This is a genomic window from Bradyrhizobium sp. AUGA SZCCT0182 (assembly GCF_018130185.1).
Lineage (GTDB): Bacteria > Pseudomonadota > Alphaproteobacteria > Rhizobiales > Xanthobacteraceae > Bradyrhizobium.
Window position 1 is genome coordinate 60093 of sequence record NZ_JAFCLY010000002.1, and the last position, 25048, is coordinate 85140.

The 25048-nt window shown below is 63.7% G+C and carries 27 protein-coding genes; 13 read left to right on the forward strand and 14 right to left on the reverse strand.

The window, feature by feature from the left end:
* Positions 1–74 precede the first annotated feature (74 nt).
* Positions 75–1370: a caspase family protein gene (locus JQ611_RS02565; protein WP_249132897.1), complete on the forward strand. Its 1296-nt coding sequence runs from the start codon at positions 75–77 to the stop codon at positions 1368–1370.
* Between the two features lie 47 nt (positions 1371–1417).
* On the opposite strand, the gene JQ611_RS42650 is transcribed toward JQ611_RS02565, so the two are convergent.
* Positions 1418–1720, reverse strand: a complete 303-nt coding sequence (locus JQ611_RS42650; protein ID WP_212464426.1) for a hypothetical protein — start codon at positions 1718–1720, stop codon at positions 1418–1420.
* Positions 1721–1992: 272 nt separating this feature from the next.
* On the opposite strand from JQ611_RS42650, the gene JQ611_RS02575 reads away from it, so the two are divergent.
* On the forward strand, positions 1993–2532 hold the full coding sequence (locus JQ611_RS02575) for a hypothetical protein (RefSeq protein ID WP_312011848.1): 540 nt from the start codon (positions 1993–1995) through the stop codon (positions 2530–2532).
* A 214-nt stretch (positions 2533–2746) separates the two neighbouring features.
* A complete protein-coding gene (locus JQ611_RS02580) occupies positions 2747–3781 on the forward strand; it encodes a hypothetical protein (protein ID WP_212464427.1) in 1035 nt (344 codons plus the stop codon).
* Positions 3782–3834: 53 nt separating this feature from the next.
* Here JQ611_RS02580 and gmk read toward each other — a convergent pair whose 3' ends face one another.
* The 7 genes from gmk to fabD all read right to left on the reverse strand — a co-directional run bounded on the left by gmk (position 3835) and on the right by fabD (position 10500).
* On the reverse strand, positions 3835–4488 hold the full coding sequence (gene gmk, locus JQ611_RS02585; protein WP_212464428.1) for a guanylate kinase: 654 nt from the start codon (positions 4486–4488) through the stop codon (positions 3835–3837).
* 3 nt (positions 4489–4491) lie between these two features.
* A complete protein-coding gene (locus tag JQ611_RS02590) occupies positions 4492–5379 on the reverse strand; it encodes a YicC/YloC family endoribonuclease (protein WP_212464429.1) in 888 nt (295 codons plus the stop codon).
* Positions 5380–5464: 85 nt separating this feature from the next.
* Positions 5465–6751, reverse strand: a complete 1287-nt coding sequence (gene mltG / locus JQ611_RS02595; RefSeq protein WP_212264799.1) for an endolytic transglycosylase MltG — start codon at positions 6749–6751, stop codon at positions 5465–5467.
* Positions 6752–6877: 126 nt separating this feature from the next.
* Positions 6878–8143 carry a beta-ketoacyl-ACP synthase II gene (fabF, locus tag JQ611_RS02600; protein WP_212264800.1) on the reverse strand — a complete coding sequence of 422 codons (1266 nt, stop codon included), beginning with the start codon at positions 8141–8143 and terminating at the stop codon, positions 6878–6880.
* Between the two features lie 97 nt (positions 8144–8240).
* Positions 8241–8480, reverse strand: a complete 240-nt coding sequence (locus JQ611_RS02605; protein WP_006020277.1) for an acyl carrier protein — start codon at positions 8478–8480, stop codon at positions 8241–8243.
* 305 nt (positions 8481–8785) lie between these two features.
* Positions 8786–9523 carry a 3-oxoacyl-[acyl-carrier-protein] reductase gene (gene fabG, locus JQ611_RS02610; RefSeq protein ID WP_212264801.1) on the reverse strand — a complete coding sequence of 246 codons (738 nt, stop codon included), beginning with the start codon at positions 9521–9523 and terminating at the stop codon, positions 8786–8788.
* Between the two features lie 23 nt (positions 9524–9546).
* The gene (gene fabD / locus JQ611_RS02615; protein WP_212464430.1) at positions 9547–10500 is read right to left on the reverse strand and encodes an ACP S-malonyltransferase; all 954 of its coding nucleotides are present in this window, start codon (positions 10498–10500) and stop codon (positions 9547–9549) included.
* A gap of 263 nt (positions 10501–10763) precedes the next feature.
* Between fabD and JQ611_RS02620 the strand changes: the two genes are divergently transcribed.
* The gene (locus tag JQ611_RS02620; protein WP_283816720.1) at positions 10764–12029 is read left to right on the forward strand and encodes an MFS transporter; all 1266 of its coding nucleotides are present in this window, start codon (positions 10764–10766) and stop codon (positions 12027–12029) included.
* Here the strand turns inward: JQ611_RS02620 and JQ611_RS02625 are convergent.
* Together JQ611_RS02625 and JQ611_RS02630 are read right to left on the reverse strand one after the other, a co-directional pair.
* Entirely contained in the window at positions 12026–13051 is a 1026-nt protein-coding gene (locus JQ611_RS02625) for a fatty acid desaturase family protein (RefSeq protein WP_212464431.1), read from the reverse strand. The genes JQ611_RS02620 and JQ611_RS02625 overlap by 4 nt on opposite strands.
* The gene (locus JQ611_RS02630) at positions 13048–13779 is read right to left on the reverse strand and encodes a TetR/AcrR family transcriptional regulator C-terminal domain-containing protein (protein WP_212464432.1); all 732 of its coding nucleotides are present in this window, start codon (positions 13777–13779) and stop codon (positions 13048–13050) included. Before JQ611_RS02630 ends, JQ611_RS02625 begins: the two co-directional genes overlap by 4 nt.
* Before the next feature lie 329 nt (positions 13780–14108).
* On the opposite strand from JQ611_RS02630, the gene rpsF reads away from it, so the two are divergent.
* The 4 genes from rpsF (at position 14109) to rplI (ending at position 16571) form a co-directional block, all read left to right on the forward strand.
* A complete protein-coding gene (rpsF, locus tag JQ611_RS02635; protein WP_192740693.1) occupies positions 14109–14576 on the forward strand; it encodes a 30S ribosomal protein S6 in 468 nt (155 codons plus the stop codon).
* A gap of 5 nt (positions 14577–14581) precedes the next feature.
* A complete protein-coding gene (gene rpsR, locus JQ611_RS02640; protein ID WP_002711478.1) occupies positions 14582–14821 on the forward strand; it encodes a 30S ribosomal protein S18 in 240 nt (79 codons plus the stop codon).
* Positions 14822–14944: 123 nt separating this feature from the next.
* Positions 14945–15916: a DUF2232 domain-containing protein gene (locus tag JQ611_RS02645; RefSeq protein ID WP_212464433.1), complete on the forward strand. Its 972-nt coding sequence runs from the start codon at positions 14945–14947 to the stop codon at positions 15914–15916.
* A gap of 55 nt (positions 15917–15971) precedes the next feature.
* A complete protein-coding gene (gene rplI / locus JQ611_RS02650; RefSeq protein ID WP_212388584.1) occupies positions 15972–16571 on the forward strand; it encodes a 50S ribosomal protein L9 in 600 nt (199 codons plus the stop codon).
* Positions 16572–16624: 53 nt separating this feature from the next.
* On the opposite strand, the gene JQ611_RS02655 is transcribed toward rplI, so the two are convergent.
* From JQ611_RS02655 to JQ611_RS02665, 3 genes are all read right to left on the reverse strand, one after another.
* Positions 16625–17089 (reverse strand): PaaI family thioesterase, encoded by a 465-nt coding sequence (locus JQ611_RS02655; RefSeq protein WP_212388586.1) that lies wholly within the window; start codon positions 17087–17089, stop codon positions 16625–16627.
* Positions 17086–17691: a TetR/AcrR family transcriptional regulator gene (locus JQ611_RS02660; RefSeq protein ID WP_212464434.1), complete on the reverse strand. Its 606-nt coding sequence runs from the start codon at positions 17689–17691 to the stop codon at positions 17086–17088. Before JQ611_RS02660 ends, JQ611_RS02655 begins: the two co-directional genes overlap by 4 nt.
* Positions 17692–17811: 120 nt before the next feature.
* Entirely contained in the window at positions 17812–18846 is a 1035-nt protein-coding gene (locus JQ611_RS02665) for a hypothetical protein (protein WP_212464435.1), read from the reverse strand.
* Between the two features lie 257 nt (positions 18847–19103).
* Here JQ611_RS02665 and JQ611_RS02670 point away from each other — a divergent pair, with 257 nt between their 5' ends.
* Positions 19104–20354: a cyclopropane-fatty-acyl-phospholipid synthase family protein gene (locus tag JQ611_RS02670; RefSeq protein WP_212464436.1), complete on the forward strand. Its 1251-nt coding sequence runs from the start codon at positions 19104–19106 to the stop codon at positions 20352–20354.
* Positions 20355–20375: 21 nt separating this feature from the next.
* Here JQ611_RS02670 and JQ611_RS02675 read toward each other — a convergent pair whose 3' ends face one another.
* Positions 20376–20582, reverse strand: coding sequence for a transcriptional regulator (locus JQ611_RS02675; protein ID WP_212442067.1), 207 nt, complete (start codon positions 20580–20582; stop codon positions 20376–20378).
* 144 nt (positions 20583–20726) lie between these two features.
* Here JQ611_RS02675 and JQ611_RS42365 point away from each other — a divergent pair, with 144 nt between their 5' ends.
* From JQ611_RS42365 to JQ611_RS02690, 4 genes are all read left to right on the forward strand, one after another.
* Positions 20727–20849, forward strand: a complete 123-nt coding sequence (locus JQ611_RS42365) for a hypothetical protein (RefSeq protein WP_283813416.1) — start codon at positions 20727–20729, stop codon at positions 20847–20849.
* A 314-nt stretch (positions 20850–21163) separates the two neighbouring features.
* Complete coding sequence (locus JQ611_RS02680; protein WP_212264810.1) at positions 21164–22666, forward strand: replicative DNA helicase; 1503 nt, start codon at positions 21164–21166, stop codon at positions 22664–22666.
* A gap of 175 nt (positions 22667–22841) precedes the next feature.
* Positions 22842–24137 (forward strand): alanine racemase, encoded by a 1296-nt coding sequence (gene alr / locus JQ611_RS02685; protein WP_212264811.1) that lies wholly within the window; start codon positions 22842–22844, stop codon positions 24135–24137.
* Between the two features lie 15 nt (positions 24138–24152).
* A complete protein-coding gene (locus JQ611_RS02690; protein ID WP_212264812.1) occupies positions 24153–24923 on the forward strand; it encodes an exodeoxyribonuclease III in 771 nt (256 codons plus the stop codon).
* The last annotated feature ends 125 nt before the right edge of the window (positions 24924–25048 follow it).

Sequence of the window (25048 nt, forward strand, 5' to 3'; positions counted from 1 at the left end):
AATTATTGGAAATGCGCGGGGCTTTCGACGGCAAAGTCTGGACGTTTGCAGCGTTGGCGCTTCTGCTGTCGCTGATGACAGCCGCGCCCGCCGCCGCCGAGAAACGTATCGCGCTCGTCGTGGGCAACTCCGCCTACCAGAACGTTCCCCGGCTCGACAATCCCCGCAACGACGCGGCGCTGATGGCCAACACGCTCGCCGGCCTCGGCTTTACCCTGGTCGGCGGCCGCGCCCAGCTCGATCTCGACAAATCGGCCATGGACACCGCCGTGCAGAATTTCGGCCGCCAGGTCCAGGGCGCCGATGTCGCGCTGTTCTACTACGCAGGCCACGGCGTTCAGGTATCGGGTTCGAACTATCTGGTTCCGGTCGGCGCCAATCCGACGCGCGAGGCCGATGTCGATTTCCAGATGGTGGACGTCAACCTCGTGCTGCGCCAGATGCAGGGCTCTGGCACGCGGCTCAACATGGTGATCCTCGATGCCTGCCGTAACAATCCGTTCGGCGCGCGCGGCCTGCGCGCCTCCGACGGCGGCCTCGCCCAGATGCGCGCGCCGGAAGGCACGCTGATTTCCTACGCGACGCAGCCCGGCAACGTCGCGCAGGACGGCACCGGCGGCAACAGCCCCTACACCAAGGCGCTGGCGGCGACGATCAAGCAATCGGGCCTCGATATTTTCCAGACCTTCAACCAGGTCGGCCTCGCGGTGAAGCGTGAGACCGGCGGCACGCAGCAGCCCTGGGTGTCGTCCTCGCCGATCGACGGCACCTTCTACTTTGTCGCGCCCAGCTCGCCCGCCTCGCCACAGGTCGCGGTCGCACCGCAACCGGCGCCGCAGCTCTCCAGCACGCTACGCCCCGATCCCGACCGGATCGCGATCAAGGACGTCGCGTTGCTCAGGGAATTGAGCGACCGGCTCTACGAGCACAATTTCGATCCGGAGCCGCTCGACAGCAAGAACGGCATGCGGCTGGCGATCAGCCAGTTCCAGGCCAAGAGCAGCATGACGCCGACCGGCGAGGCCACCGAGGGCGTGCTGACGCGGCTGCGCAAGATGGACGATCTCAAACCCTGGGGATCGATCGTCTACGGCCCCGACAGCAACAAATGGGGCATCTCCTGGAATCACGCGTCGCGGCGCGCGGCGGTCGACGATGCGCTCAAGAATTGCGGATCGAGCAAATGTCCGCTCGAGCTCAGCTTCTATGGATCGCGCTGCGGCGCGTTTGCGATCTCGGGGAATTCTTACTCGCTGGTTCAGCGCGACACGGTCCAGCGCGCCAAGGAGGCCGCGCTTGACGAGTGCAACAAGGCTGGCAAGTCTTGCCGCGTCATCGGTGCGGTCTGCGCCGACGGATCCGGCCGCTAGATTTTAGATTCGAGTCATTGAAAGCACCGGTTTATGCAAAACGCTGTTCAACGTTCGATCAAGGTTGGTCTGCTCTGCCTTTTGATGTCGGTTGGGTGCGGAACGACCAGCTTCGCGCAATCCGGCAGTGCCGGGGGCAGCATCGGCAATGACGAGAAATCGCTGTCGGGATCGCGCACGACGCCGCGCGCGGTCGAGACCGAGAAGCCCGCACGACGCAGCAAGCCCAGGCCTGAGCCCGACGAACCGCGTCGCGCTTCGCGGAAGAGCGGCGGCGGTGCTGGCGGCGGTGGCGGCGGCAGTTTCGACGGCACGTGGGTTGCCCAATCCCAGGGCTGCGGCAACAGCACCGAGCGGTTCGTAATCAGCGGCGGCAGGATCTCGGGTGAATTGAGTTCCGGTCAGGTCAGTTCGAGTGGCTCTACGACGTCAGGCGGATCCGTCTCGGGTTTGAGTTGGAGCAGCTCCGGCCGTTTCTCGGGCCGCAGCGGCTCCGGGACGTTCAGTCGGTCGGACGGCTGTTCCGGAACGTGGACGGCGTCGAAACAGTAACATCCCGTTTGATTTCCGCTCGTCCCAGTTAAGGCCGACACTACATTCGAGAAATTAAAGGCACCTGTTTATGCAAAACGCCGGTCAACGCTCGGTCAGGATTGCTCTGTTTTCGCTGTTGATGTCAGCCGCATTCGGAGTAAGTGCCGGCCTAGCGCAATCCGGCAGCGCCGGCGGCAGCATAGGCAATGACGAGAAATCGCTGTCGGGATCTCGCGCCACGCCGCGCGCAATTGAGACGGAGAAGCCCGAACGGCGCGCCAAGCCCGAAGCCGAGAGCCCACGCCGCGCCTCGCGCAGTGGCGGTGGTGGCGGCGGCAATTTCGACGGCGCATGGATGGTTACATCCGTCGGCTGCGGCGGCACCACGACTGGCGCGGTGGTCGTGACCAGCGGCAGGATCATCGCCCAGGGCGTCAGTGGCAGCGTCAGCGGCAACGGTTCCGCCCGCACGGTCAATTTCAACGGCGTCACGGTCACCAGTTCCGGCCGTCTCTCCGGCCGCAGCGGCTCCGGAACGTTGTGGTGGAACGTGGACGGCCAGCAAACAGTAGCTTTCGTGCCTGTTTCTAGAGCGTTTTCCAGCGAAGTGGCTACCGGTTCGCGTTAAGAAAACGCGTCAAATCAAGAAGCTAGAGCCCCGTTCCGATCGATCAATCGGAACGGAAAAGGCTCTCGCTCCCGCCCGCCTCTCAGATGCGGCCGGCGAGCCCCAATTATGCCCTACCCGCTCCGAAATTGCGGCCCATTACGACCCAAGTCTTTAACGAAAACTTGAGACGTAAGTGTCGCGTAAGTGTCACGTATCATCATCGGGGATGGCCATGTCAAAGCGTTCAGCGAAATTCATCTCGGCGTTCTTCGCCAGTATTCTGGCGGGAACCAGTTTCGCTGCCGTTGCACAGGATGCCGCTAAAGAGAACAGCGCGAACAAGGAGAACAGCGCAAAAACGGCGGACACCTGCCTGACGCGTCCAAAAGGGGCTTTGCCGGCAGGTGGCCATTGGTATTACCGGATCGATCACGCCACCAAACGCAATTGCTGGTACATCGGCGAAGCGAAGAACAAGACCGCGCGCGCCGCACCGAAGGAATCTTCATCCACGCCTGCAGCATCGGATTCCGCATCGGCGGAGGCGACCAATGCCGTTTCGCCGCAGCAGAGCATCAATGCACGTAAATCGATCGCCAACGCGCGCGCCGAACTGACCGCGCCGCAGGCGCGCGTCGAGGATTTGATCGAGCCGCAGAGCACGGGTGCGGTGCCCGTTTCTAGAATCGCAAATAACCAAATTGCGGCCGCACCGGACTCGCAACCGCCATCGTCCATCGCATCGCGCTGGCCGGAATCTTCGGGCGTCAGCCCATCGAACGATCCGCGCCTTGCCGCGGCCGAGCCAGCGCAGAGCCTGCAGACTCAAAACCCGCAGACCCAAAGCCTTCAAACCCAGAACCTTCAAGCCCAGAGCCTTCAAACCAATCCGACAGCGGCGCCGCAGCCCGCCACCCCCCCGGTTGCACTCGCTGCCGCTGACACATCGCAGGAAAGGCGGTCGGCATCGATGCAGATGCTGCTGCTGGTGATGGCCGGTGCGCTGGCGCTGGCAGGAATTACCGCAAGTCTGGTTTACCGGTTCGGCCGCGCGCAGGCGATCCCGCTGGAAGCGCGCGGTGATCGCCGTGCGATCTGGGATTCGATCCCGACCGAACGGACCTCGCCATCGATGTTCCCGGACGAGACGCCGATCTGGCGCAGCAATACTCCGCGCGACGTTCCCCGCGATCCGCGCGCGCCCGACGATCCGGAGCGGCGGGTAACCGAGATGCTGGCGCGATTGGCGCGTAGCGCACATACCTAAGGCTACGCGCAACGTACTGCGGGCATAGACTCGGCCTGCGATCGCAGTCGGGATTATTTTTCGAGCTGGCGCTGCAGGCCGCGAACGAATTCCGTCAGTCCGGTGCGGCGCTCGCGCTTGAGCCGCTCGGCCTTGAGGATCGACTGCACCTCGGCGAAGGCATGGTCGACGTCCTGGTTGATGACGATGTAGTCGTATTCCGCCCAATGGCTCAGTTCGTGGGTGGCGCGGTCCATCCTTCCGCGAATGACCTCGTCTGAATCCTGGGCGCGGGTGTGCAGGCGCTTTTCGAGGTCGGCAGCCGACGGCGGCAGGATGAACACGCTGACCACGTCGGCGCGGGCTTTCTCGCGCAATTGTTGCGTGCCCTGCCAGTCGATATCGAACAGCACGTCCTGCCCGGCCGACAGCGCGGCCTCGACCGGCGCGCGCGGCGTTCCATAGCGATTGTCGAACACGGTGGCCCATTCGAGCAATTCGCCATTCTTGGCCATTGCTTCGAATTTCGGTTTGTCGACGAAGAAATAGTCGCGCCCGTCGACCTCACCCGGCCGCATCGGCCGGGTGGTCGCCGACACCGACATCTTTAGACCAGGCATCTTGTCGATCAGCATCCGCGACAGCGTGGTCTTGCCCGCGCCGGATGGCGAGGACAGCACGAACATCAGTCCGCGCCGCTCAACCCCGTCGAAACCACCAGCCGTCATCGCTCACTCCAGATTCTGGACCTGCTCGCGGAACTGCTCCACCACGTTTTTCATCTCGAGCCCGGTATTGGTCAACTCCAGATCGTTCGATTTCGAGCAGCAGGTGTTGACCTCGCGGTTGAACTCCTGGGCGAGAAAATCCAGCCGGCGCCCCACCGGGCCGCCCTTGCCGATCATCTCGCGGGCCTGGGCGATGTGGGAGGCGATGCGGTCGAGCTCCTCGCGGATGTCGGCCCTGGCCGCGATCATGATCGCTTCCTGATTGAGCCGGTCAGGATCGAAACGATCTGACGTTTCCAGCAGCGCCGCGACCTGTTCGGCCAAACGCACCCTGATCGCCTCGGGCTTGCGGCCGGGCGCGGCCTCGGCCCTCTTCGCGAGTTTCTCGATCTCATCCATGCGCTGGTTGAGAATCTGCCCGAGCGTGACGCCCTCGCGGCGGCGCATCTCGACCAGATTGGCCAGCGCCTGCTCGAAGGCCAGCGCCGCGGCGTCCTTGGCCGCCTTGTCTTCGGCCTCATCGCTTTCGGGTTCGACCACCTCGATGACGCCCTTGATGCCGAGCAGACCATCGATGCTGGGCGCCACCGCGTCGATCTTGCCGGCGAGCACACCCGCCACCTTTACGATCGAGTTGAGCACGTCCTCATTGATACGGATGGTCGAGACCGCGTTGGCACGCTTGACGTTGAGATTGGCGTAGACCGTGCCCCGCGACAGCACCTCGCCGGCGCGCTTCTTGGCGAAAGCCTCGAGTTCGTCCCATCCGGGCGGCAGCCGCAACCGCAGGTCAAAGCCCTTGGCGTTGACCGACTTCAGTTCCCATTCGAACGTGTACGGACCGCTGGCGCCGTTGCTCCGGGCAAAACCGGTCATGCTCGATAGCGCCATCGCGTAAAACTTTCCGAAAACAGGGAGATGCGAGACTCGGGGTGCGGCGCGAGCTTAAAACGAATTCACGCCTGATGGAATTGACTTAGCGCTGAACCACCGGCGCCGTGGTGGTCGATTGCGCCGCGCCCTGGCGGGCGCCGGGGGCGGCCGCAGGCGCCGCCGGACGTGCGGGCTGTCTCTTCGTCCCCGTTGGCCTCGGCGTCGTCGCCGTCGGGTTGGTGTCGGCCGCCGGCGCGCCTGCCGCTGCAGGAGCTGCGGCCTCTTCGGCCGGTTCGACCGTGTCGTTCTGGATCTGCTTTTCCAGGACCCGCAGCTTGGCGACGTTCTTCTGGTGCTGGTCGTAGGTTTCAGTAAAGGTATGTCCGCCGCTACCATCGGCGACGAAGAACAGGTCGCGGGTCCGCGCCGGGTTGGCGACCGCCTCAAGCGAGGCGCGGCCGGGATTGGCGATCGGGCCCGGTGGCAAGCCTTCGATCACATAGGTATTGTAGGGCGACGGCTGGGTGATCTCGGAGCGCTTGATCGGCCGGCCCAGCGTACCCTTGCCGCCCACCAGCCCGTAGATGATGGTGGGATCGGACTGCAGCTTCATCTTCTGTCGCAGCCGGTTGGTGAAGACAGCGGCGACCCGGCTGCGCTCGTCGGCCCGGCCGGTTTCCTTCTCGACGATCGAGGCAAGCGTAATCAACGCCTCCGGCGACCTGACCGGAATGTCCGGATTGCGGCGTTCCCAGATTTCCGCAAGCACCCGCTTCTGGGTCTGCTGCATGCGCTGGACCACCTGTTCGCGGCTGGTGCCGCGCGGGAATTTATAGGTTTCCGGCAACAGCGTGCCCTCGCGCGGCATTTCCTTCAGCGAGCCCGAGAACAGGTCGTTGTCGGTGAGGCGCGCCACGATCTGCTCGGAGGTCAGGCCTTCGGGAATGGTGACGCCATGCTGCACCACCTTGCCTTCGACGATGGTGGCGATGACATCGCGCAGGCTGGCGCGCTTCTGGAACGAATATTCGCCGGGCTTGAGATCGGAACTCGCCTTCAACGCAAACACGCTGCCGATGAACAGCCACGGATTGACGTTGATCACGCCCTCGCGCTGCAGCGCGTCGGCGATGTCCCTTTTGCCGGCGCGTGCCGGAATATTGACGATCTTGTCTTCCTGCAGCGGACCTGGCGTCTCCAAAAGCTGGCGGCCGTAATAATACGCCGTGCCCGCGCCGATCATCAAAATGATCAGAATGGTGATGATGGCATTGCCGATCACGACAAACGGATTGCGGGCACGCTCGGACCGCTTCGGCGGCGGCGGTACCTGCTCGGGCTCCAGCGCAGCGCGCGGGCTCCGGGGGGAAATGGGCGGCCTTTCACTCATCGATGCAACCTGAATCCTGCCGGTTCAATCGTGGCCTGCCAAACCCCTGCCCGGCCAATAGCATACGCCCACGTCTAGGAGTCATCGCCGAATACGGCAAAACGGTGGAGTCGCTCTAAACACTTGCTAACTAACTACGCGCCGAACGATGACGGAGGCGTTGGTACCCCCGAAACCGAAAGAATTCGACAGCGCGACATTGATCTCGCGTTGGCGCGCCGTTTGAGGCACGAGATCGATCGACGTCTCCACCGACGGATTTTCCAGATTGATGGTGGGCGGGGCGATGTTGTCGCGAATCGCAAGGATGCTGAAAATCGCCTCGATCGCGCCGGCCGCGCCGAGCAGATGCCCGGTCGACGACTTGGTCGACGACATCGACACCTTGGACGTTGCATTGCCGAGCAACCGCTCCACCGCGCCGAGCTCGATCTCGTCGCCGATCTGCGTCGAGGTGCCGTGCGCGTTGATGTAGTCGATATCGGAAGCGCTGATTCCAGCACGCTTCAACGCCGCACTCATGCTGCGGAAGGCACCATCGCCGTCCGGCGCTGGCGAGGTGATGTGATAGGCGTCGCCGGACAGGCCGTAGCCGATCACCTCGGCGTAGATTTTCGCGCCGCGCTTTTTGGCGTGCTCATATTCCTCGAGCACCACGATGCCGGCGCCCTCGCCCATCACGAAGCCGTCGCGATCCTTGTCGTAGGGACGCGAAGCCCGTTCCGGCGTGTCGTTGAAGGCGGTCGAGAGCGCGCGCGCCGCGCAGAAGCCTGCCATCGCCAGCCGGCAGATCGGCGATTCGGTTCCGCCCGCCACCATCACCTCGGCATCGCCGAGCGCGATCAGGCGGCTGGCGTCGCCGATCGCGTGCGCGCCGGTCGAACATGCGGTGACGACGGAATGGTTAGGTCCCTTGAGACCATGCTCGATCGAGACGTAGCCGGAAGCGAGATTGATCAGCCGCCCTGGAATGAAGAACGGCGAGACCTTGCGCGGCCCGCGCTCCTTGAGCAGCAGGGCGGTATCGGCGATGCCGGACAGGCCGCCGATTCCGGACCCGATCAGGGTGCCGGTCGCGCATTTGTCTTCTTCGCTCTCGGGATGCCAATCGGCGTCGTCGAGCGCCTGGCGCGCGGCGGCCATCGCAAAGATGATGAAATCATCGACCTTGCGCTGGTCCTTTGGCTCCATCCACTGGTCCGGATTGAAGGTGCCGCCGCTACCGTCGCCGCGTGGAATCACGCAGGCGATCTGGCTGGAGAGATCGGCAACTTCGAAGGTCTCGATTCGCCTGGCGCCACTCCGGCCGGCGAGGATACGCGTCCACGTTGCGTCAACGCCGCAGCCGAGTGGCGTAACCATGCCCAGCCCCGTGACGACAACCCGCCTCATATCAAAAACTCCGGCCCGAAACTGGCGGTCCATAACAAGAAACCGGGGGACCGTTCGACAACGGCCCGTCCGGCTCTATGCGCACCGCGCGGGGGCGTCAGCTTTTCGCGTTCTTTTCGAGAAATTTTGTCGCGTCGCCGACGGTCAAAATCGTTTCCGCGGCGTCATCGGGAATCTCGCAACCGAACTCTTCTTCAAATGCCATCACAAGCTCGACGGTGTCGAGGCTGTCAGCGCCAAGGTCATCGATGAAACTTGCCGCATCGACCACCTTCTCGGGTTCAACACCGAGGTGCTCGACCACAATCTTCTTAACCCGCTCGCCAATCTCACTCATCGTTCAACCTCGTGCTTGTTCCATTGGACCCGACCCCAAGATACCGCAAGACGATACGAGCCATCGTGGTCGTTAAACTTCCTTCGCAATCGCGCATAGTCTTGATTCGGCACGGTGGTAGCCGATAAAGGCCCGGCGAACGGCAGGCGTCGCCACGCCAATATACAGGGTTTCAAAATCCTGCAATGGCCTTGTTTGCCCATCCGTCGGTGGTTCGGTTATCATACTTCCCTACCGTTGACTACAAGCCCTCGCCCGGCCCCCCGAAACCGCCTTTGAGCCCATCGATCGGGCCGTTAACCGGCTCAAATCATGGCCATTCCGCCGTTGACGTGGATGGTTTGCCCGGTGACGTAAGCCGCCTCGTTCGAACTGAGATAAACCGCCGCCGCGGCGATGTCCTCGGGCGTTCCCAGCCGTGCTGCAGGAACCTTCGACAGGATGGTCTCGCGCTGCTTGTCGTTGAGCGCATCCGTCATCGGTGTCTTGATGAATCCGGGCGCGATGCAATTGGCGGTCACGTTGCGCTTGGCGTATTCGGCGCCGAGCGTCTTGATCAGGCCGATGATTCCCGCCTTCGACGCGGTGTAATTGGCCTGCCCGGGATTGCCGGTCACACCGACGATCGAGGTGATGGCAATGATGCGGCCGAAGCGCTTGCGCATCATCAATTTGGTCGCCGCGCGCGCCAGGCGGAAGGTCGCCGTCAGGTTAACGTTGATGACGTCGTCCCAATCCTCGTCGCGCAATTGCACAAACAGGTTGTCGCGGGTGATGCCGGCATTGGCGATCAGAATATCGACCTGTCCCATCGCCGCTTCCGCCGCGGGTACCAGGGCCTCGACTTCCGCGCTGTCGGAAAGATTGCACGGCAGCACGTGAACGCGCTCGCCGAGTTTGGTGGCGAAGGCATCCAGCACTTCGCGGCGCGTGCCCGAGATCGCCACCGTCGCGCCCTGCGCATGCAGTGCCTGCGCGATGGCGTTGCCAATGCCGCCGGTCGCGCCGGTCACCAGCGCCGTCCTGCCCGTCAAATCGAACATCTAAATCTCCTTTTCGGGCAAGCTTACTTCGAAGCCGCCAATGCATCCTTGGCAGCGGCAATGTCGCCGGGTCCGCCGACGGAAACGCCGACCGCACCGTCAGCGATGCGCTTGACCAGCCCGCTCAAAACCTTGCCGGCGCCGATTTCGAAGAACCGCGTCACGCCCTGGGAGGCCATATAGGCGACCGACTCGCGCCAGCGAACGGTGCCGGTGACCTGCTCGATCAGGCGGCGCCTGATCTCATCGGGATCGGTGATCGGCGCGGCCAGCACGTTCGACACCAGCGGCGAAGCCGGCGCCTTGATCGTCACATCGGCCAGCGCCTTCGCCATGGCGTCGGCCGCGGGCTGCATCAGCTTGCAATGGAACGGTGCGGACACCGGCAGCAGCATCGCGCGCTTGGCGCCCTTGGTCTTTGCAATTTCAAGCGCGCGTTCGACCGCGGCCTTGTCGCCGGAGACCACCACCTGCCCGCCGCCATTGTCATTGGCGGCCTGGCAGACCTGGCCTTGCGCAGCTTCAGCCGCGACAGCCACCGCCGCCTCGTAGTCCAGACCCAGCAGCGCGGCCATGGCGCCGACGCCGACCGGCACGGCCTTTTGCATCGCAAGGCCGCGGGTGCGCAACAGGCGCGCGGTATCGCTGAGGCTGAGGCTGCCGGCCGCGGCCAGCGCCGAATATTCGCCGAGCGAGTGACCGGCCACGAATGCCGCATCCCGCCCGACCGAGAAGCCGGCCTCGGTCTCCAGCACGCGCAAGGTCGCGATAGACACTGCCATCAGCGCCGGCTGGGCATTTTCGGTGAGCTGGAGGGTTTCGGCAGGCCCCTCCCAGATGATCGCGGTCAGCTTTTCGCCGAGCGCCGCATCGACCTCGTCGAATACCGCCCGCGCGGCCGGAAAGGCGTCCGCCAGGGCCTTGCCCATGCCCACGGCCTGCGACCCCTGGCCCGGAAAGGTGAATGCTGCGGTCATTTTGACTGAAAACTCCTTCAAGTGCAGCCGTAAGACACCGGCTTTCGCCGCCCTGTCAAGCCGGACAGCGGGTGCATCGCACAAGCAATTGCGGGGCCTGGAACCTCGCCGCGGCGCTTGCCGCGATCATCGCAGATCTCGATCAACCCAGCTATTTCTGCGCCGGAGCCGCTCCGGCTGTCTTGAGCGCCCTTTAACAAGCGTGTAACGGCGCGAGCGGAAACGGATGCCGCGAGCCCGTCAAGCCTTACCCAGGTGATCTCTTGAGTCCTGAACCCTCCGCGAAACCCGTCGCATCCAGCTCGTTCGCGGCCATGAAGTCGCGGCCCTATCGGGCCCAGTTCATCGCCTACGTGCTGGCCATGATGGCTGACAATGTCGAGCACGTGATCAGCTACTGGGTGGTGTTCCAGAAATTCCATTCGCCGGCGCTGGCGGGCTTTGCGGTGCTGTCGCACTGGCTGCCATTTCTGCTGTTTTCCGTCGCCGTCGGCGGGCTCGCCGACCGGTTCGATCCACGCCGCATCATTCAGTGCGGAATGCTGCTTTTCATCGTGGCGTCGGCGGGATGGGGAGTTTTCTTCGTCACCGACACGCTTCAGATGTGGCACGCGATGCTGCTCCTGGTCATCCACGGCTGCGCCGGCGTGCTGTGGCAGACGCCGAACCAGCTGCTGCTTTACGATATCGTCGGCCCCGCCGACCTGCCGAGCGCGGTGCGGCTGAACGCGATGGCGCGCTATTTGGGAATCCTGGTCGGTCCGGCCGCGGGCGGCGTGATCATGCTGGCACTCGGCCCGTCCCACGGCATCATTCTCAACACGCTTTTTTATCTCCCGATGCTGCTCTGGCTGTTCTGGGCACCCATCAGCGCCCAGGGCGCAGTGGCAAAGCGCCTCGCCGTCCGCGGCCTTTCCGACATCGTGCAGACCATCCGTGTCATCGGCACCTACCCTGTCCTGATCTCGATGACGCTGCTCGCCGGGCTGACCTCCTTCATGATCGGCAACGCCTATCACGCCCAGATGCCGGGCTTTGCCATCGATCTCGGCCACGGCGACCCCGGCGTGGCCTACAGCGTGCTGCTGGCGGCCGACGCCGCCGGCGCGCTCCTCGCAGGCATCGCGCTGGAAGCGTGGGGACGGCTCAAAGCGACGCCTCAGACGGCCATCGTCCTTGCCATTCTATGGGCGTTGTCGCTGCTCGCGTTCGCGTCGGTCGGGATCTACTCGCTTGCGATCGCACTGCTGTTCGCCGCAGGTTTCTTCGAGCTGTCGTTCAACACGATGGCGCAGACCATGGTCCAGCTGAATGCCCCCGCCGACATTCGCGGCCGCGTCGTCGGCCTGTTCAACATGGCCGGGCTCGGCATGCGGGCCTTCAGCGGCATCACCGTGGGCCTGTTCGGCGCAGCGATCGGCATTCACTGGTCGCTCGCCCTGTCGGCCGCGGTGCTGTTGGCGTTTCTGTTCGTGCTGCTTCGCCGCGCCAATGAGCAAGCCGGCCGAACACGCGTTAGCGGCGGCTAGAAACCTCCGGCCTTCTGATCGCCGCCGACCTCGGCCCCGGCGCGTGCGCGGCGCGCGCTGCTCACAAGCTGGCCCGGACGATCCTGCTGGTTCGGCTTCGCGGTCGCAAGGCGCAGCACGGCAGCGTAATTCGGCTGCACCTCCATGCGATCGGCATGCCGGCTTTGGCTGAGAATGCGATGGACGCGCGGCAGGTTGTAGCAGGGCACGTAGAACAGCAGATGATGCTCGAGATGATAGTTCACGTAATAGGGCGCAATGAACAGCCGCTCGAGAAAGCCGGCATGCGTGGTGCGGGTGTTGCGCAAGGGATCGCTGCTGTCGGGCACCACGGCATGCTCGGCGATATTGCGGATGCGGGTGATCACCATCTGCCAGGTGAAGAGCGGCAGCAGCCATAACAGCGGATAGGCCCACCACACCCCGGCAGCGGCAAGGCCTGCGAACATCACCGCATTGACCGCGAACTGCGGACCAAGCTTTTCCCAAAAATGGGCAGCGCGCTTCGACAGTGGCCATTCCGCAGGACCCAGCGCGTTGAGCAATTGCGCCTTGCGCTGCTGATAGCCGGTCTGCCCGGTGATATCGCGCAGGAATTTGCGGCGATAGCTCATCTTCGTAATCGGAAACGGCGCCGACAGGATGAGATCGGGATCATCCTCCTGCTGGGTGCGCGCATGATGCTGCAGATGATAGCGGCGATAGGCGCGGGTCTCGGCAAAAACCGGATAGGCGCAGAACCACTGGCTCAGGGTCAGATTGGTTTTCTCGTCGGCCGACAGGCAGCCATGGGCGCCGTCATGCATCAGGATCGCAAGCCCGAGCTGGCGCGAGCCGATGATGCCGACGGCCAGCAGAAACGTCAGCAGATTGGGCCACCACGCCACCAGCGCGATCGAGCCAATGATCAATACCCAGGCATGAACGATCAGGGCAACGCCTTTCCAGGTCGAGCGCCGGCGCACGGCGATCAATTCATCCTCGGACAGGAAATCACGGGCACGCATGCGAAGCGCGGTCATGACGATGTCTCCCCTTCGGGTGAATCTGAAGCGGATGTGGGATTGCCGACGAGGCGCAGGCGGCCGCCGTCGCCGGCCGATTTCCTCGTCGCCTGCTCGCCCAGCACGCGCAGCATCTCTGCGGATAATTCTTCGGCCGAACGGCCCATGGCATAGCCCTCGACCATCACGCCGATCGCGACCGCCCAGAATCGCCGCGAGGTCGCGTCGGGATCGCGCAGCGTGCTCCAGCCATGGCGTTCGATCTGGTTCGAATAGGCGCGCAGCCCCTCGCCGTGCAGCCGTTCGATGGTGCGCTCCACCAGCGGCGCGAGATCCTGGCGGCGGCGCGTCAGCGTCAGAGCTTCGGCAAAGAAGGCGACCGAATCCGTTGATGTCACGCTCTCGACCAGCGCGCGCGTGTAGTCGCGCGGCGTGTGCGCCGACAACGCCGCCTGCTCGGCCGCACGGGCGACATAGAGCATGTCGCGGCAGGCGGCCTCGACGAACAGCGCTTCCTTGGTGCGGAAATAATAGGTGATCTGGCTCGGAAACGCGTCGGCAGCGGCAGCGATATCCGAGATCGAGGTGCCGGAAAGGCCACGCTCTTTGAACAGGCGGCTGGCGCCATCCAGCAGGCGGGAACGCATCTGGCGTCCGGCGGAACGCGTGGCGCGGACGGCGTGCTTGGGGTCGCCGGCCAGTGCCTGAGCGGTTTCGACGGACTCGGAAACCATTTTGGGAGCCATTTTGCCCTCTCGTCTTTTATTTGTATGACATACAAACAAATATGTCAATTGGGTCCTTGGAGGCGGAGGTCGGCCATGGCATCAACCGGGCCAAAATCCCGCATCAACGCTTGCCAGCGGGCTCAAAATCTCTATAAACCGCGCATCCGTGGATCCCGGCCGGGAGCTGAACGGACGGTCTCAGCAATCTCACCTTTCGGCGATGTTGATGTGGCAGGGCCAGTTGGCCCGTCGTCCCGTGCTTCCGCCTTCTGAGCATTATCGAGTCCTTTCCGAAGGTCTCGAAGGGCTTGCCGCCGGGAACCGCGCCAACACAGGAAAGGACACCCATGCCTCTTTATGAGCATGTTTTTCTCGCGCGTCAGGATGCGAGCACCCAGCAGGTCGAAGAGCTGACCACCCAGATGACGGGCATCGTCGAAGGGCTCGGCGGCAAGATCACCAAGACCGAGAACTGGGGCGTACGCTCCCTCACCTATCGCATGAACAAGAATCGCAAAGCACATTTCGTGCTGATGAACATCGATGCGCCCTCCGCTGCGGTCACCGAGATCGAGCGGCAGGAGCGGATCAGCGAAGACGTCATCCGCTATCTCACCGTCCGCGTCGAAGAGCACGAGGAAGGTCCCTCTGCCATGATGCGCAAGGCCGATCGCGATCGCGAACGCGACGACCGTGGCGGTGGTTTCCGGGGTGACCGCGAAGGCGGTTTCCGTGGCGATCGCGAAGGCGGTGGCTTCCGTGGCGACCGCGGGCCGCGCCGTCCGCGCGATGAAGACGCAGCGGTAGAGGAGTAAGAATCATGGCTGAAGCTGGTGCACGCCGTCCGTTTTTCCGCCGCCGCAAGACCTGCCCGTTCACGGGTCCGAATGCGCCGAAGATCGACTACAAGGATTCCAAGCTGCTGATGCGTTACGTTTCCGAGCGCGGCAAGATCGTGCCGAGCCGCATCACCGCCGTCTCCGCCAAGAAGCAGCGTGAACTCGCCCGCGCCATCAAGCGCTCGCGGTTCCTCGGCCTCTTGCCCTACGTTATTCGCTAAGACGATTTCGATCGGCGGCATCCGTGCCGCCGATCGCGACTTTTCATAAGGCTTCCGGGTCGTCCGGTCGCCGATGGTTGGGGTCCAAAGACCTCTAACCGCTCGAAGGGAGCGGGACAGCTGATGATCGTGATCATACTCATTGCGCTTGCGGCCGGCTCTGCGTCGGCGCTGATGTTCGCCTCGATCATCTCGGGCGCGCTGATCTCACTGCTGTTGTTCTATCTGGCCCCGCTGCCGCTGATGGTGGCCGCCCTTGGATGGGGACCGCTTGCGGCGACGATCGGCGGCATCGCCGCGGCTTCGGGCCTCGGGCTGATGTTCGGCCTGCCCTACTGCATCGCCTTTGTCGTCACCGTCGCCCTGCCCGCCTGGTGGCTCGGCCATCTCGCGCTGCTCGGACGGCCGCTGCCCGCCGAGGAAGCAGGCAATGGCGCGTCGCCTGCCGCGCCTGCCATGGAATGGTATCCGGTCGGCCGCATCCTGCTGTGGATTGCAGGCTTTGCTATGCTGACCACGATCACCGCCATGCTGACGCTCGGCAGCGACGCCGAGGCGATTACGGCGTCACTGAAACGCGGCCTGCTGCGAATTCTGACGCCCCGCAATGCCGCGCCATCAGGCGACACCGAGCGGTGGGTTAGCGCGCTCGCAATCATCGCGCCACCGGCAGCCGCGATCGTCGCCATGATGACGCTGACCCTCAATCTCTGGCTCGCCGGCAAAATCACCGCGACCTCCGGCCGCCTGCACCGGCCGTGGCCGGATTTGAAGGCCGCCGAATTACCGCCGATGACGCTGGTCGCGTTGTCGGTCGCACTGGCGTTCTGTTTCGTCGGCGGGCTTCCCGCATTGTTCGCGCAGATCACAGCGACAGCACTGCTGATGGCTTACGCCATCACCGGCTTTGCCGTGCTGCACACGCTGACACTGGCGCTGAACGGCCGCGCGTTCTGGCTGTCCTGCGCCTACGCCGTCGTCGTGGTGTTCGGCTGGCCGGTACTGGCGATGGTCGTGCTTGGCCTCGCCGACGCCGTCTTCGGATTTCGCCAACGCTTCATGCGCGGCAGACCGCCGCCGGTGCCTGCAGCGTAACCATTCCGCCCATCCACTCGAACCGGATCATCACCACTTCAAAAGGAGAACGAATATGGAAGTCATTTTGCTGGAACGCGTCGCCAAGCTCGGCCAGATGGGCGAAGTCGTCAAAGTCAGGGACGGGTTTGCCCGCAACTTTCTGCTCAAGCGCGGCAAGGCGCTGCGCGCCACCGCGGACAATCGCTCCAAGTTCGACGGCATGAAGGCCGAACTCGAGGCCAACAACCTCAAGGCCAAGGGCGAAGCGACCAAGGTCGCGGAGAAGATCAACGACCGCAACGTGGTCGTGCTGCGCCAGGCCTCCGAAACCGGCCAATTGTTCGGTTCGGTCAGCGTGCGCGACATCATCGCTTCCTTCGAAGCCGACGGCGTCACCATCAGCCGCAGCCAGGTCATGCTGGACGCGCCGATCAAGACCATCGGCAAGCACTCGATCGCGATCGCCGTGCACCCCGAAGTCGAAGTCAGCGTCAGCGTCACGGTTGCACGCAGCGCCGATGAAGCCGAGCGCATCAACCGCGGCGAGGACATCTCGAGCCGTCAGGAAGATCAGGACGCCGCCGCCGAGGCGCTGGCCGCCGCCGGCGAGTTCTTCGATCCGGAAGCCCAGCACGACGACGAAGCGCCGGCACCGGCTGCGACCGAGAAGTAACGCGCGCTTCTCTTTATCGCGCCTCTGTTTATGTGAGAACCAAGCCCGGCCGATCAGGCCGGGCTTGGGATTCGTGCCGCCGCTTTCTCGTCGAGCATCGCGATCGAGGCCAGCGCCGTTGCGGTGTGCTTTTCGACGCCGTCGGTGAGGCAATAGACATCGGCCGCGACCACCGCGACCTGACGTCCGGGCTTGATCACCCGCGCCCGGCAGATCAGGCGCTCGCCCACCGCCGGCGACAACAGATTCAATTTATATTCCGCCGTGAGCGCCGCCTGGCCGCGTGAGGTCGCAGCCGCGATGGTGGTCGCATTGTCGACCAGAAAGGCGGTGACGCCGCCATGGAACAGGCCGTGCTGTTGCAACAGCTCCGGCCGCCGGTCGACCGCGAGCGTGCACGACCCGCGCGTCAGTTCGGACAGCTCCGCGCCGATATGGCTCATAAAGCCTTGGCGGCCGACATTGTCGCGGATGCGGCTGGCGATCGGCGCGAAGTCGGGGTCGGTATTTGCGGTCATGCGGTTTCTCCAGTGCTGTGGCCCGCCTCGGGAGCAACCACCGCACGGGTGGCGCAGGCGATCAGGATGTCGGTTTGGTCCCTGGGATCGGCGCGGTCGCGGCCCGACAACCAGGCTCGACAGAAAATCTGCGCGGGCCCGATGATCTGGCTGAAGAACAAGGTCGCCGTCATCGGCAGCAATTCGCCGCGCGCGATCAGCGGCGCGCGCCAACCCTCGACGGCCTCGGTGAGACGCGAATTCTGCGCCCGCTGCCCGCCACGGATTTCTTCGGTCCATTCGCTGCGCGAAATCTCGAACAGGTAGCGCGCCTCGCGCCGGTTGTTCACAACCCAGTCAAGATGCGCATGGATCAGCTGCGCCACGCCTTGCCTGGCGCCGCAGGATTCGTCGATCGCAGCGAGCACCGCAGCGTGATAGCGGCCGAGGATTTCCAGGAACAGCGTGCCGGCCAGTTCCTTCTTTGATCCGAAGAAATGGAAGAAGCTGCCGTTCGACGCCCGCGCGCGGGTTCGAATGGCGGCCACGGTTGCGCCCTCAAAGCCGTCGCGGTCGAATACCGCCAATCCCGCCGCCAGCAAATCCTCTCGCGCCGTGGTCACCACGCCAAACCTCGCCGGTTAGATCGTTGCTCTAGAGTAATACTCTAGAGATGCTTGAGCAAGTCCGCTCGCGAGCTTTCCGTCGCGAACGTTATTGGCGTGCGTTGTTGGAACGCGGCGTTACTGGGAAATGGGCGGTGCGGGCGGCCCCGCCGGCGCAACCGCCGGTGGAGGCGGCGCAGCTGCCGTCACCTCGGGCGGAGTGGCCGGCGCAGGTGCTGCGGCGGGCCCCGACGGACTTGGAATCGCGGCGGGCTCTCTCGCGATCGCGGCCGGTTCTGATGTACCGCTGGGAGTTGGTGCGGCGGCCGCCGGCGCGGGCGTGACCGGCGGGACTGGATCAGGCCGCAGCGGCGTTGGTTCGCTGCCGCCGGTTTCCCTGGGCGCATCGACCTTGGCGGTTTCTGACTTGGCTGATTCAGGCTTCGCTGCTTCAGATTTGCCTGTTTCAGGTTTGCCTGTTTCAGACTTGCTCGAGTCAGAGGTGCCCTCGCCCGCCGGCTTGGCGGCTTCAGGCTTTTCGCCGGCATCCACCTTGGCGGTTTCGCGCTTGGCTTCTTCCTTGACCGCCTCGTCCGGTTTCGGCGGCTCTTCGGCAGGCTTGCCGCGCTTGCCGAGCTTCTGCTTGGCGCCCGCTTTGCTGTCGGTCGCGGCCTGCGGCGTCTGGCCATCGGCGGGCCTGGCGGCATCGGGCGGCTGCTGGCCCGGCCGTCGCTTGCCGTCGCGTCCGGGGCCTTGCGGCGTGAGCCCGTCGGCGTCGGGCCGGGACGCCTCTTGCGTGGCGGCGGGATGTTGCCGGCGGCCGAATCGGTCGGGCTGATCCGGCCTGGCAGCCTCTTGCTTGGCGCCCTTTGCCGCATCGGTCTTCGGCTGATCCTTGCTCTGAAATCGTGCGTCGGCCGCGCCGTTCGAGATCAGGAACGAGGCTAGCACCCCGGCCATCTCGCTGCTGGTGGTGTAGTGCTGGCGCAGGAAGCCGGGCAGCGACGACGCCGAAACGTTCTTCAACAGGCCGCGGGGGCTCTTGTGGCAGGCATTGCAGGTACCCGCGAAGATCTGGGAAGGGGTCTTGCCGGCCTCCAGGTTTTCAGCCCGCGCCACGAGACAGCCAACCAGAAGCATCACCGTCGCCAGACTGAGCGCTCGGCTCAACATTCCCTGCTTCTCCAATTGGAATCGCTTCCAGCGTCGCGCAACACGGCCGACGGCGGTCACCTTTTAGCCGATTATCCTACGAATGGAAGCTCACTTGTGACGCAACTGCGTGATCTCCACATTTGGGAATATCCGCTTTGACTACAACGCCCTAGCCCGTCGGGCTGATCACGATTATGGTCTGGTTGACGCACATTGGAACATTCGTTCCCGCCGTGCGTCGGTTGTAACGGGCCGGTCGTTCCATTGGTGCTTTGATGGATCGTTTGTTGCGTTATTTCCTGGGACAGTTCATCCGCCGCGGCACGATGACATTCACGGCCGCGAGCGGGACCACATTTACCTGCGGCGACGGCACCGGGCGGCCGGTATCGGCCCGGTTCCTGAGCCCGCGCACCGAGCGGCGGATCCTCCTCAATCCCGAACTGGCGTTGGGCGAAGCCTATATGGACGGCACGTTCGTGGTCGAAAATGGCTCGATCGCAGACGCGCTGGCGATCCTGCTCGATCAGCCGGCCATGGTGCCGCAATGGGCTCGGCTGCAATGGTGGATGCGCTATCTCGCCCGGCACTTCAGTCAGTTCAACTGGCGCGGCCGGTCACGAAACAATGTCGCACATCATTATGATCTCGACGGGCGGCTCTATTCGCTCTTCCTCGACGCCGACAAGCAATATAGCTGCGCCTATTTCGAGACGCCGGATGCCACGCTCGATGATGCCCAGTTGGCCAAGAAGCGCCACCTCGCCGCCAAGCTCAGAATCGGGCGCGGCGACCGCGTGCTCGACATCGGCTCGGGCTGGGGCGGCCTTGGGCTCTATCTGGCCGAGATGACCGGCGCCGATGTTACCGGCATTACGCTATCGACCGAGCAATTGCAGGTCGCTAACGCCCGCGCCGGGGAGAAAAAGCTGGGCCGTCAGGCGAAATTCCTGCTCAGCGACTACCGCGACATTCCCGGTCCGTTCGACCGGATCGTGTCGGTCGGGATGTTCGAGCATGTCGGCGTCGGGTTTTATGAGACCTTCTTCAAGCGATGCGCCGAGTTACTCAGCGACGACGGGATCATGGTGCTGCACTCGATCGGCCGCTCGACCGGCCCCGACGTGACCAGCCCCTGGATCACCAAGTATATTTTCCCGGGTGGCTACATCCCCGCGATGTCGGAAGTGACGCCGGCGATCGAGAGCGCCGGGCTTCTGGTCTGTGATATCGAAATCCTTCGGCTGCATTATGCGGAGACGCTGAAAGCCTGGCGCGAGCGCTTCATGGCGCGGCGCGAAGAGGCCGTGCGGCTTTACGACGAGCGCTTCGCCCGAATGTGGGAATTCTACCTGGCCGCTTCAGAAATGTCGTTCCGCAAGCAGAACCTGATGAATTTCCAGATCCAGCTCACCAGGCGCCAGGGCGTCGTACCGATGACACGCGACTACATCGCGCGTGAAGAGGCGCGGCTGCGCGGGATCGAAACAGGCAAGCAGCCGCGGCTGCAGATCGCGGGCGAGTAAGCCGATTTTGAGCTGAATGTCTTAGTTTCGGAAGCTGTAGCCCGAGCCGTAGGCTATTCCGGCAGTTGCCGGGCGCGCGAGTTGCGCGCGCAGAGCATCCAATACGTCGATATCGCAGGGCACGGCACGCGATTCCGGGCGCGAGACGAGTTCCATGGTGTCGATCAGCATCGACAACCAAGCGCGCTGGTCGCCTCCTGATCGCCATGTACCGAGCTGTTGACCCATCGTCTTGTCCTTGATCCCTGCTCTTAACCAACCCGAAAGCCTAAAACCCGTTCCCGAATTCCTCGACCAGGATGCCGGCCAGAAAGCCCCTCGGATGTGATCTGGTTCACAGAGTTCGCCGGCTGATTGCCGTAAAACTACTGAATGGCCCAGAAAACCTACTCAACCTCGCTCGTCCCTCGCGCCGATCTCATCGTCGATTACGCCTTGATCGCGACCGGCATCGGCTCGGCCCTGATCGCGTTGATCTTTCTCATCCTGGCTTGATCAATCGCTAACATCGCGGCCCGGATGACCTCCGCAGCCTTGGATAGGTCTGTCCAACTGGCGATAAAGTTCAGTTGGCCCTAACAGCTTTCCCAACATTTTCGTGAATTCGGTGGCACCGCCCGGCCGCCGCGCGGTTTTGGCCAAAACCCGTCAAGTGCAATGCCGCAACGACCGACGGGGATTCACATCTCGCTTGTGTGAATCGGGCATAAGGCATGTAGGTACTTCCGCTCGGCACGAGGGGAGCGCTTTATCGCCGCCCCAATCCGGCATCCCAAATACCGACCCAAATCCGAAGAACAATTCCGAGCATGGCGCTGACTGATTCGAACATTCTGAAGCTTGCCCCCGACGCGGGAACTCCGGCCTATCGGAGTGCGCCGCACAATATCGAAGCCGAACAGAGTCTGCTTGGCGCGATCCTGGTCAATAACGACGCGTTCTACCGGGTTTCGGACTTCCTCGAACCAAAACACTTCTTCGAACCGATTCATCAGGCGATCTACGAGACCGCCGGCAGCCTGATCCGGATGGGCAAGGTGGCGACGCCCGTCACGTTGAAAACCTTCCTGCCCGCCGAGACTGATATTGGCGGCATGACGGTTGGCCAGTACCTCGCCCGTGTCGCGGCCGAGGCCACCACCATCATCAACGCGCAGGATTACGGCCGGACGATCTACGACATGGCGTTGCGCCGCGATCTGATCCGGATCGGCGAGGACATGGTCAACGTTGCGTTCGACGCGCCGGTGGATTTTGCCCCGCGCGCGCAGATCGAGGACGCCGAACGCCAGCTCTACGAGCTGGCGGAGTCCGGCCGTTACGACGGCGGCTTCCAGCGTTTCGCGCAGGCGATGAAGACCGCGCTCGATATGGCGGCCAACGCCTATCAGCGCGACGGAAAATTGTCCGGCATTTCAACTGGCCTCCGCGATCTCGACTCCAAGATGGGCGGCCTGCAGCGGTCGGACTTGATCATCGTGGCCGGACGTCCCGGCATGGGCAAGACCGCGCTTGCCACCAATATCGCCTATAACATCGCCGAAGCGCACCAGGCGGAAGTTCAAGCCGACGGCACCATGAAGTCGGTCAATGGCGGCGTTGTCGGCTTCTTCTCCTGCGAAATGTCCGCCGAACAGCTCGCCACGCGTATTCTGGCCGAGCAAACCGGCATTGCGTCCAGCATGATCCGCCGCGGCGGGATCAAACAGGACGAATTCGACAGGATCCGCGACTACACCATCAAGCTCGAGCACTTGCCGCTGTTCGTCGACGAAACGGGCGGCCTTTCGATCTCGCAATTGACGGCGCGCGCGCGGCGGCTGAAGCGGCAGAAGGGCCTCGACATCATCGTGGTCGACTACATCCAGCTGCTGCAGGGCTCCGGCAAGCGCGGCAACGACAATCGCGTGCAGGAAGTCACCGAAATCACCACCAGCCTGAAAGCGCTCGCCAAGGAACTCAATATTCCCGTGGTCGCGCTCTCGCAGCTGTCGCGACAGGTCGAAAGCCGCGACGACAAGCACCCGCAATTGGCTGACTTGCGCGAATCCGGCTCGATCGAACAGGACGCCGACGTGGTGCTGTTCGTGTACCGCGAGGAATATTATTTGCAGAACAAGGAACCCAAAATCGGTACGCCCGAGCACGAGAAATGGAAGCTCGACATGGAGCTCGCTCACGGCAAGGCCGAGGTCATCATCGCCAAGCAGCGCCACGGACCGACGGGTACGGTCCAACTGCAATTCGAGGGGCAGTTCACGCGGTTTAGCGATTTCGCCGAAGGGGATAATCTACCCTACCGCGCGCCCTAGCGCGGTTTCCAGCGAAGCGTCGGACTTGATCCGGGGTGGTGCTAGGTTCGCGTGAAGAAAACACGTCAAAACAATAATCTGGAGCGCGATCGGTTCTGATCAATCAGGACCGATCGTGCCCCAGTCCTGCCTTCTGCGCGGTTGAACCATGGCGTTCGCCCGCGTAAAATGCGGCATGAACATCGCATCCGACCCCAAATCCATCCCAACCAGCACCCTGCTCTCGCCCGAGGCGAACCAGGCCGCCGCGCTGGCGAGCGTCACCGGCGTGCTGACCGTCGATCTCGACGCCATCGTCGCCAACTGGCGCAAGCTCGAAAAGACCGCCGTGCCGGCCGAATGCGCCGGCGTGGTGAAAGCGGACGCCTATGGCTGCGGCGCTGAACAGGTCGCGCGCGCGCTGGCCAACGCCGGCTGCAAGACGTTCTTCGTTGCGACGCTCGAGGAAGCCCGCGTGGTCCGTGAGGCTCTGCCCACCGTCACGATTTATACGCTCGACGGCTTCTTCCAGAACACCGGCGACGCCTACGCCAAGCTCGACTGCAAGCCCGTGATCGGCGATCTCAACGAACTCGCCGAATGGGACGTGTTCTGCCGCCGCTCGGGCTGGTCCGGCGGTGCGGCCATCCACATCGACACCGGCATGAACCGGCTCGGCCTGACCGTGACCGAGGCGCAAGGTATCATTCCGCGCATCAATGCCGGCGATCACGGCATCACGCTTGTGATGAGCCACCTCGCCTCCGCCGAACTCCTCAACAACCCGCTCAACGCCAAGCAGCTCACGACCTTCCGCGAAATCGCGAGCCTGTTCGCGGGCGTGCCGGCGTCGCTGGCGAATTCGTCCGGCGTTTTCCTGGGGCCGCAGTTCCAGTTCGAACTGGTGCGGCCGGGCGCCGCCGTCTACGGCATCAATCCGACACCGGAAGCCGACAATCCGATGCAGCCGGTCGTCGAATTGAAGGCGCGCATCGTGCAGATCCGCAATCTGGAAAAGGGCGAGACCGTCGGTTATGGCGGCACCTGGACCGCGCGGCGGCCGACGCGGGTCGCGATCGTCTCCGCAGGCTATGCCGACGGATATTTCCGCGCCGCCAGTTCGAATGACGGCAGCCGGGGCGCCGAGGTGGTGGTCGCCGGCAAGCGCTGCCCGATCGCGGGTCGCGTCTCGATGGACCTGATGGCGGTCGACGTCACCGATCTGGAGAAGAACGCCGTGCGGCGTGGCCACATGGTGACGCTGATCGGCGAAGGCATCACGGTCGATGAACTCGCCCATCATTTCGGCACCATCGGCTATGAAGTGCTGACCAGCCTCGGCAAGCGCTATGCGCGGATTTACAAGGGCGGCGAGGCAAAGCTGGAGGCGCCGTCGGTAACGGCGTCAACACCACCGGCAATCGAACCAGTGCCCGCGACCGCTGAACCGGCCGCCGCGCCAGCTCAGGCCCCGCCTCCGCTGCCGACCTGACAATTCCTGTCAGGCATGAAGATCGCCACCTTCAACATCAACAACATCAATCGCCGCCTGCCCAATTTGCTGCGCTGGCTGCGTTCGGCAAAACCGGATGTCGTGGCGTTGCAGGAGTTGAAATCGGCCGACGCCGATTTTCCGGCTGCTGCAATCGAGAAGGCCGGCTATGGCGCGGTGTGGCGCGGCCAGAAGACCTGGAACGGCGTCGCCATCCTGGCGCGCAACGCCGAACCGGTACTGACGCGGACCGCCCTGCCCGGCAACGCTGGGGATAACGAGGCGCGCTACATTGAGGCCGCCGTCAACGGCGTCATCGTCACCAGTCTCTATCTGCCGAACGGCAATCCGCAGCCCGGGCCGAAGTTCGACTACAAGCTCGACTGGTTCAAGCGGCTGCGCTCGCACGCCGCGAAATTCATCAAGCAGGATTTCCCCGTGGTGCTGGCCGGCGACTACAACGTCGCGCCGACCGAACTGGATATCTATCCGACCAAATCCTGGGACAAGGACGCGCTGATCCAGCCGAAAAGCCGTGCGGCGTTCAAGACGCTGACGGCGCAAGGCTGGACCGACGCCATCCGCACGCTGCATCCGTCAAAGCCGATGTTCACGTTCTGGGACTACAAGCGCAACCGCTGGCCGCGTGACGCGGGCCTGCGGCTCGATCATCTGCTGCTGAGCCCCGTGCTGGCGCCGCGCTTGTTGAAAGCCGGCGTCGACCGCAAGATCCGCGGCGAAGACAGCGCCAGCGATCACGCCCCAGCGTGGATCGTGTTGAAGTAGACGGCCAACGCCGCATTGCTTCCATTTGAAGCCAAGTTTCCTAAACTTCATTAGGGCTTTGCGGCTAGGCTCTCGCCGGAGGTCGTTGCCATGCCGCCTGCCCAGGCCGGTCCGGATTATCCCTA

Coding starts and splice junctions, on each gene's coding strand:
- JQ611_RS02680 (WP_212264810.1), top strand. CDS start 21,164: ATGGCGCTGACTGATTCGAACATTCTGAAGCTTGCCCCCGACGCGGGA.
- rpsF (WP_192740693.1), top strand. CDS start 14,109: ATGCCTCTTTATGAGCATGTTTTTCTCGCGCGTCAGGATGCGAGCACC.
- fabG (WP_212264801.1), bottom strand. CDS start 9,523: ATGTTCGATTTGACGGGCAGGACGGCGCTGGTGACCGGCGCGACCGGC.
- fabF (WP_212264800.1), bottom strand. CDS start 8,143: ATGAGGCGGGTTGTCGTCACGGGGCTGGGCATGGTTACGCCACTCGGC.
- JQ611_RS02625 (WP_212464431.1), bottom strand. CDS start 13,051: ATGACCGCGCTTCGCATGCGTGCCCGTGATTTCCTGTCCGAGGATGAA.
- JQ611_RS02670 (WP_212464436.1), top strand. CDS start 19,104: ATGGATCGTTTGTTGCGTTATTTCCTGGGACAGTTCATCCGCCGCGGC.
- rplI (WP_212388584.1), top strand. CDS start 15,972: ATGGAAGTCATTTTGCTGGAACGCGTCGCCAAGCTCGGCCAGATGGGC.
- JQ611_RS02690 (WP_212264812.1), top strand. CDS start 24,153: ATGAAGATCGCCACCTTCAACATCAACAACATCAATCGCCGCCTGCCC.
- mltG (WP_212264799.1), bottom strand. CDS start 6,751: ATGAGTGAAAGGCCGCCCATTTCCCCCCGGAGCCCGCGCGCTGCGCTG.
- JQ611_RS02565 (WP_249132897.1), top strand. CDS start 75: ATGACAGCCGCGCCCGCCGCCGCCGAGAAACGTATCGCGCTCGTCGTG.
- JQ611_RS02675 (WP_212442067.1), bottom strand. CDS start 20,582: ATGGGTCAACAGCTCGGTACATGGCGATCAGGAGGCGACCAGCGCGCT.
- JQ611_RS02630 (WP_212464432.1), bottom strand. CDS start 13,779: ATGGCTCCCAAAATGGTTTCCGAGTCCGTCGAAACCGCTCAGGCACTG.
- JQ611_RS02645 (WP_212464433.1), top strand. CDS start 14,945: ATGATCGTGATCATACTCATTGCGCTTGCGGCCGGCTCTGCGTCGGCG.
- JQ611_RS02665 (WP_212464435.1), bottom strand. CDS start 18,846: ATGTTGAGCCGAGCGCTCAGTCTGGCGACGGTGATGCTTCTGGTTGGC.
- JQ611_RS02590 (WP_212464429.1), bottom strand. CDS start 5,379: ATGGCGCTATCGAGCATGACCGGTTTTGCCCGGAGCAACGGCGCCAGC.
- JQ611_RS02575 (WP_312011848.1), top strand. CDS start 1,993: ATGCAAAACGCCGGTCAACGCTCGGTCAGGATTGCTCTGTTTTCGCTG.
- JQ611_RS02580 (WP_212464427.1), top strand. CDS start 2,747: ATGTCAAAGCGTTCAGCGAAATTCATCTCGGCGTTCTTCGCCAGTATT.
- gmk (WP_212464428.1), bottom strand. CDS start 4,488: ATGACGGCTGGTGGTTTCGACGGGGTTGAGCGGCGCGGACTGATGTTC.
- rpsR (WP_002711478.1), top strand. CDS start 14,582: ATGGCTGAAGCTGGTGCACGCCGTCCGTTTTTCCGCCGCCGCAAGACC.
- alr (WP_212264811.1), top strand. CDS start 22,842: ATGAACATCGCATCCGACCCCAAATCCATCCCAACCAGCACCCTGCTC.
- fabD (WP_212464430.1), bottom strand. CDS start 10,500: ATGACCGCAGCATTCACCTTTCCGGGCCAGGGGTCGCAGGCCGTGGGC.
- JQ611_RS02605 (WP_006020277.1), bottom strand. CDS start 8,480: ATGAGTGAGATTGGCGAGCGGGTTAAGAAGATTGTGGTCGAGCACCTC.
- JQ611_RS42365 (WP_283813416.1), top strand. CDS start 20,727: ATGGCCCAGAAAACCTACTCAACCTCGCTCGTCCCTCGCGCCGATCTC.
- JQ611_RS02655 (WP_212388586.1), bottom strand. CDS start 17,089: ATGACCGCAAATACCGACCCCGACTTCGCGCCGATCGCCAGCCGCATC.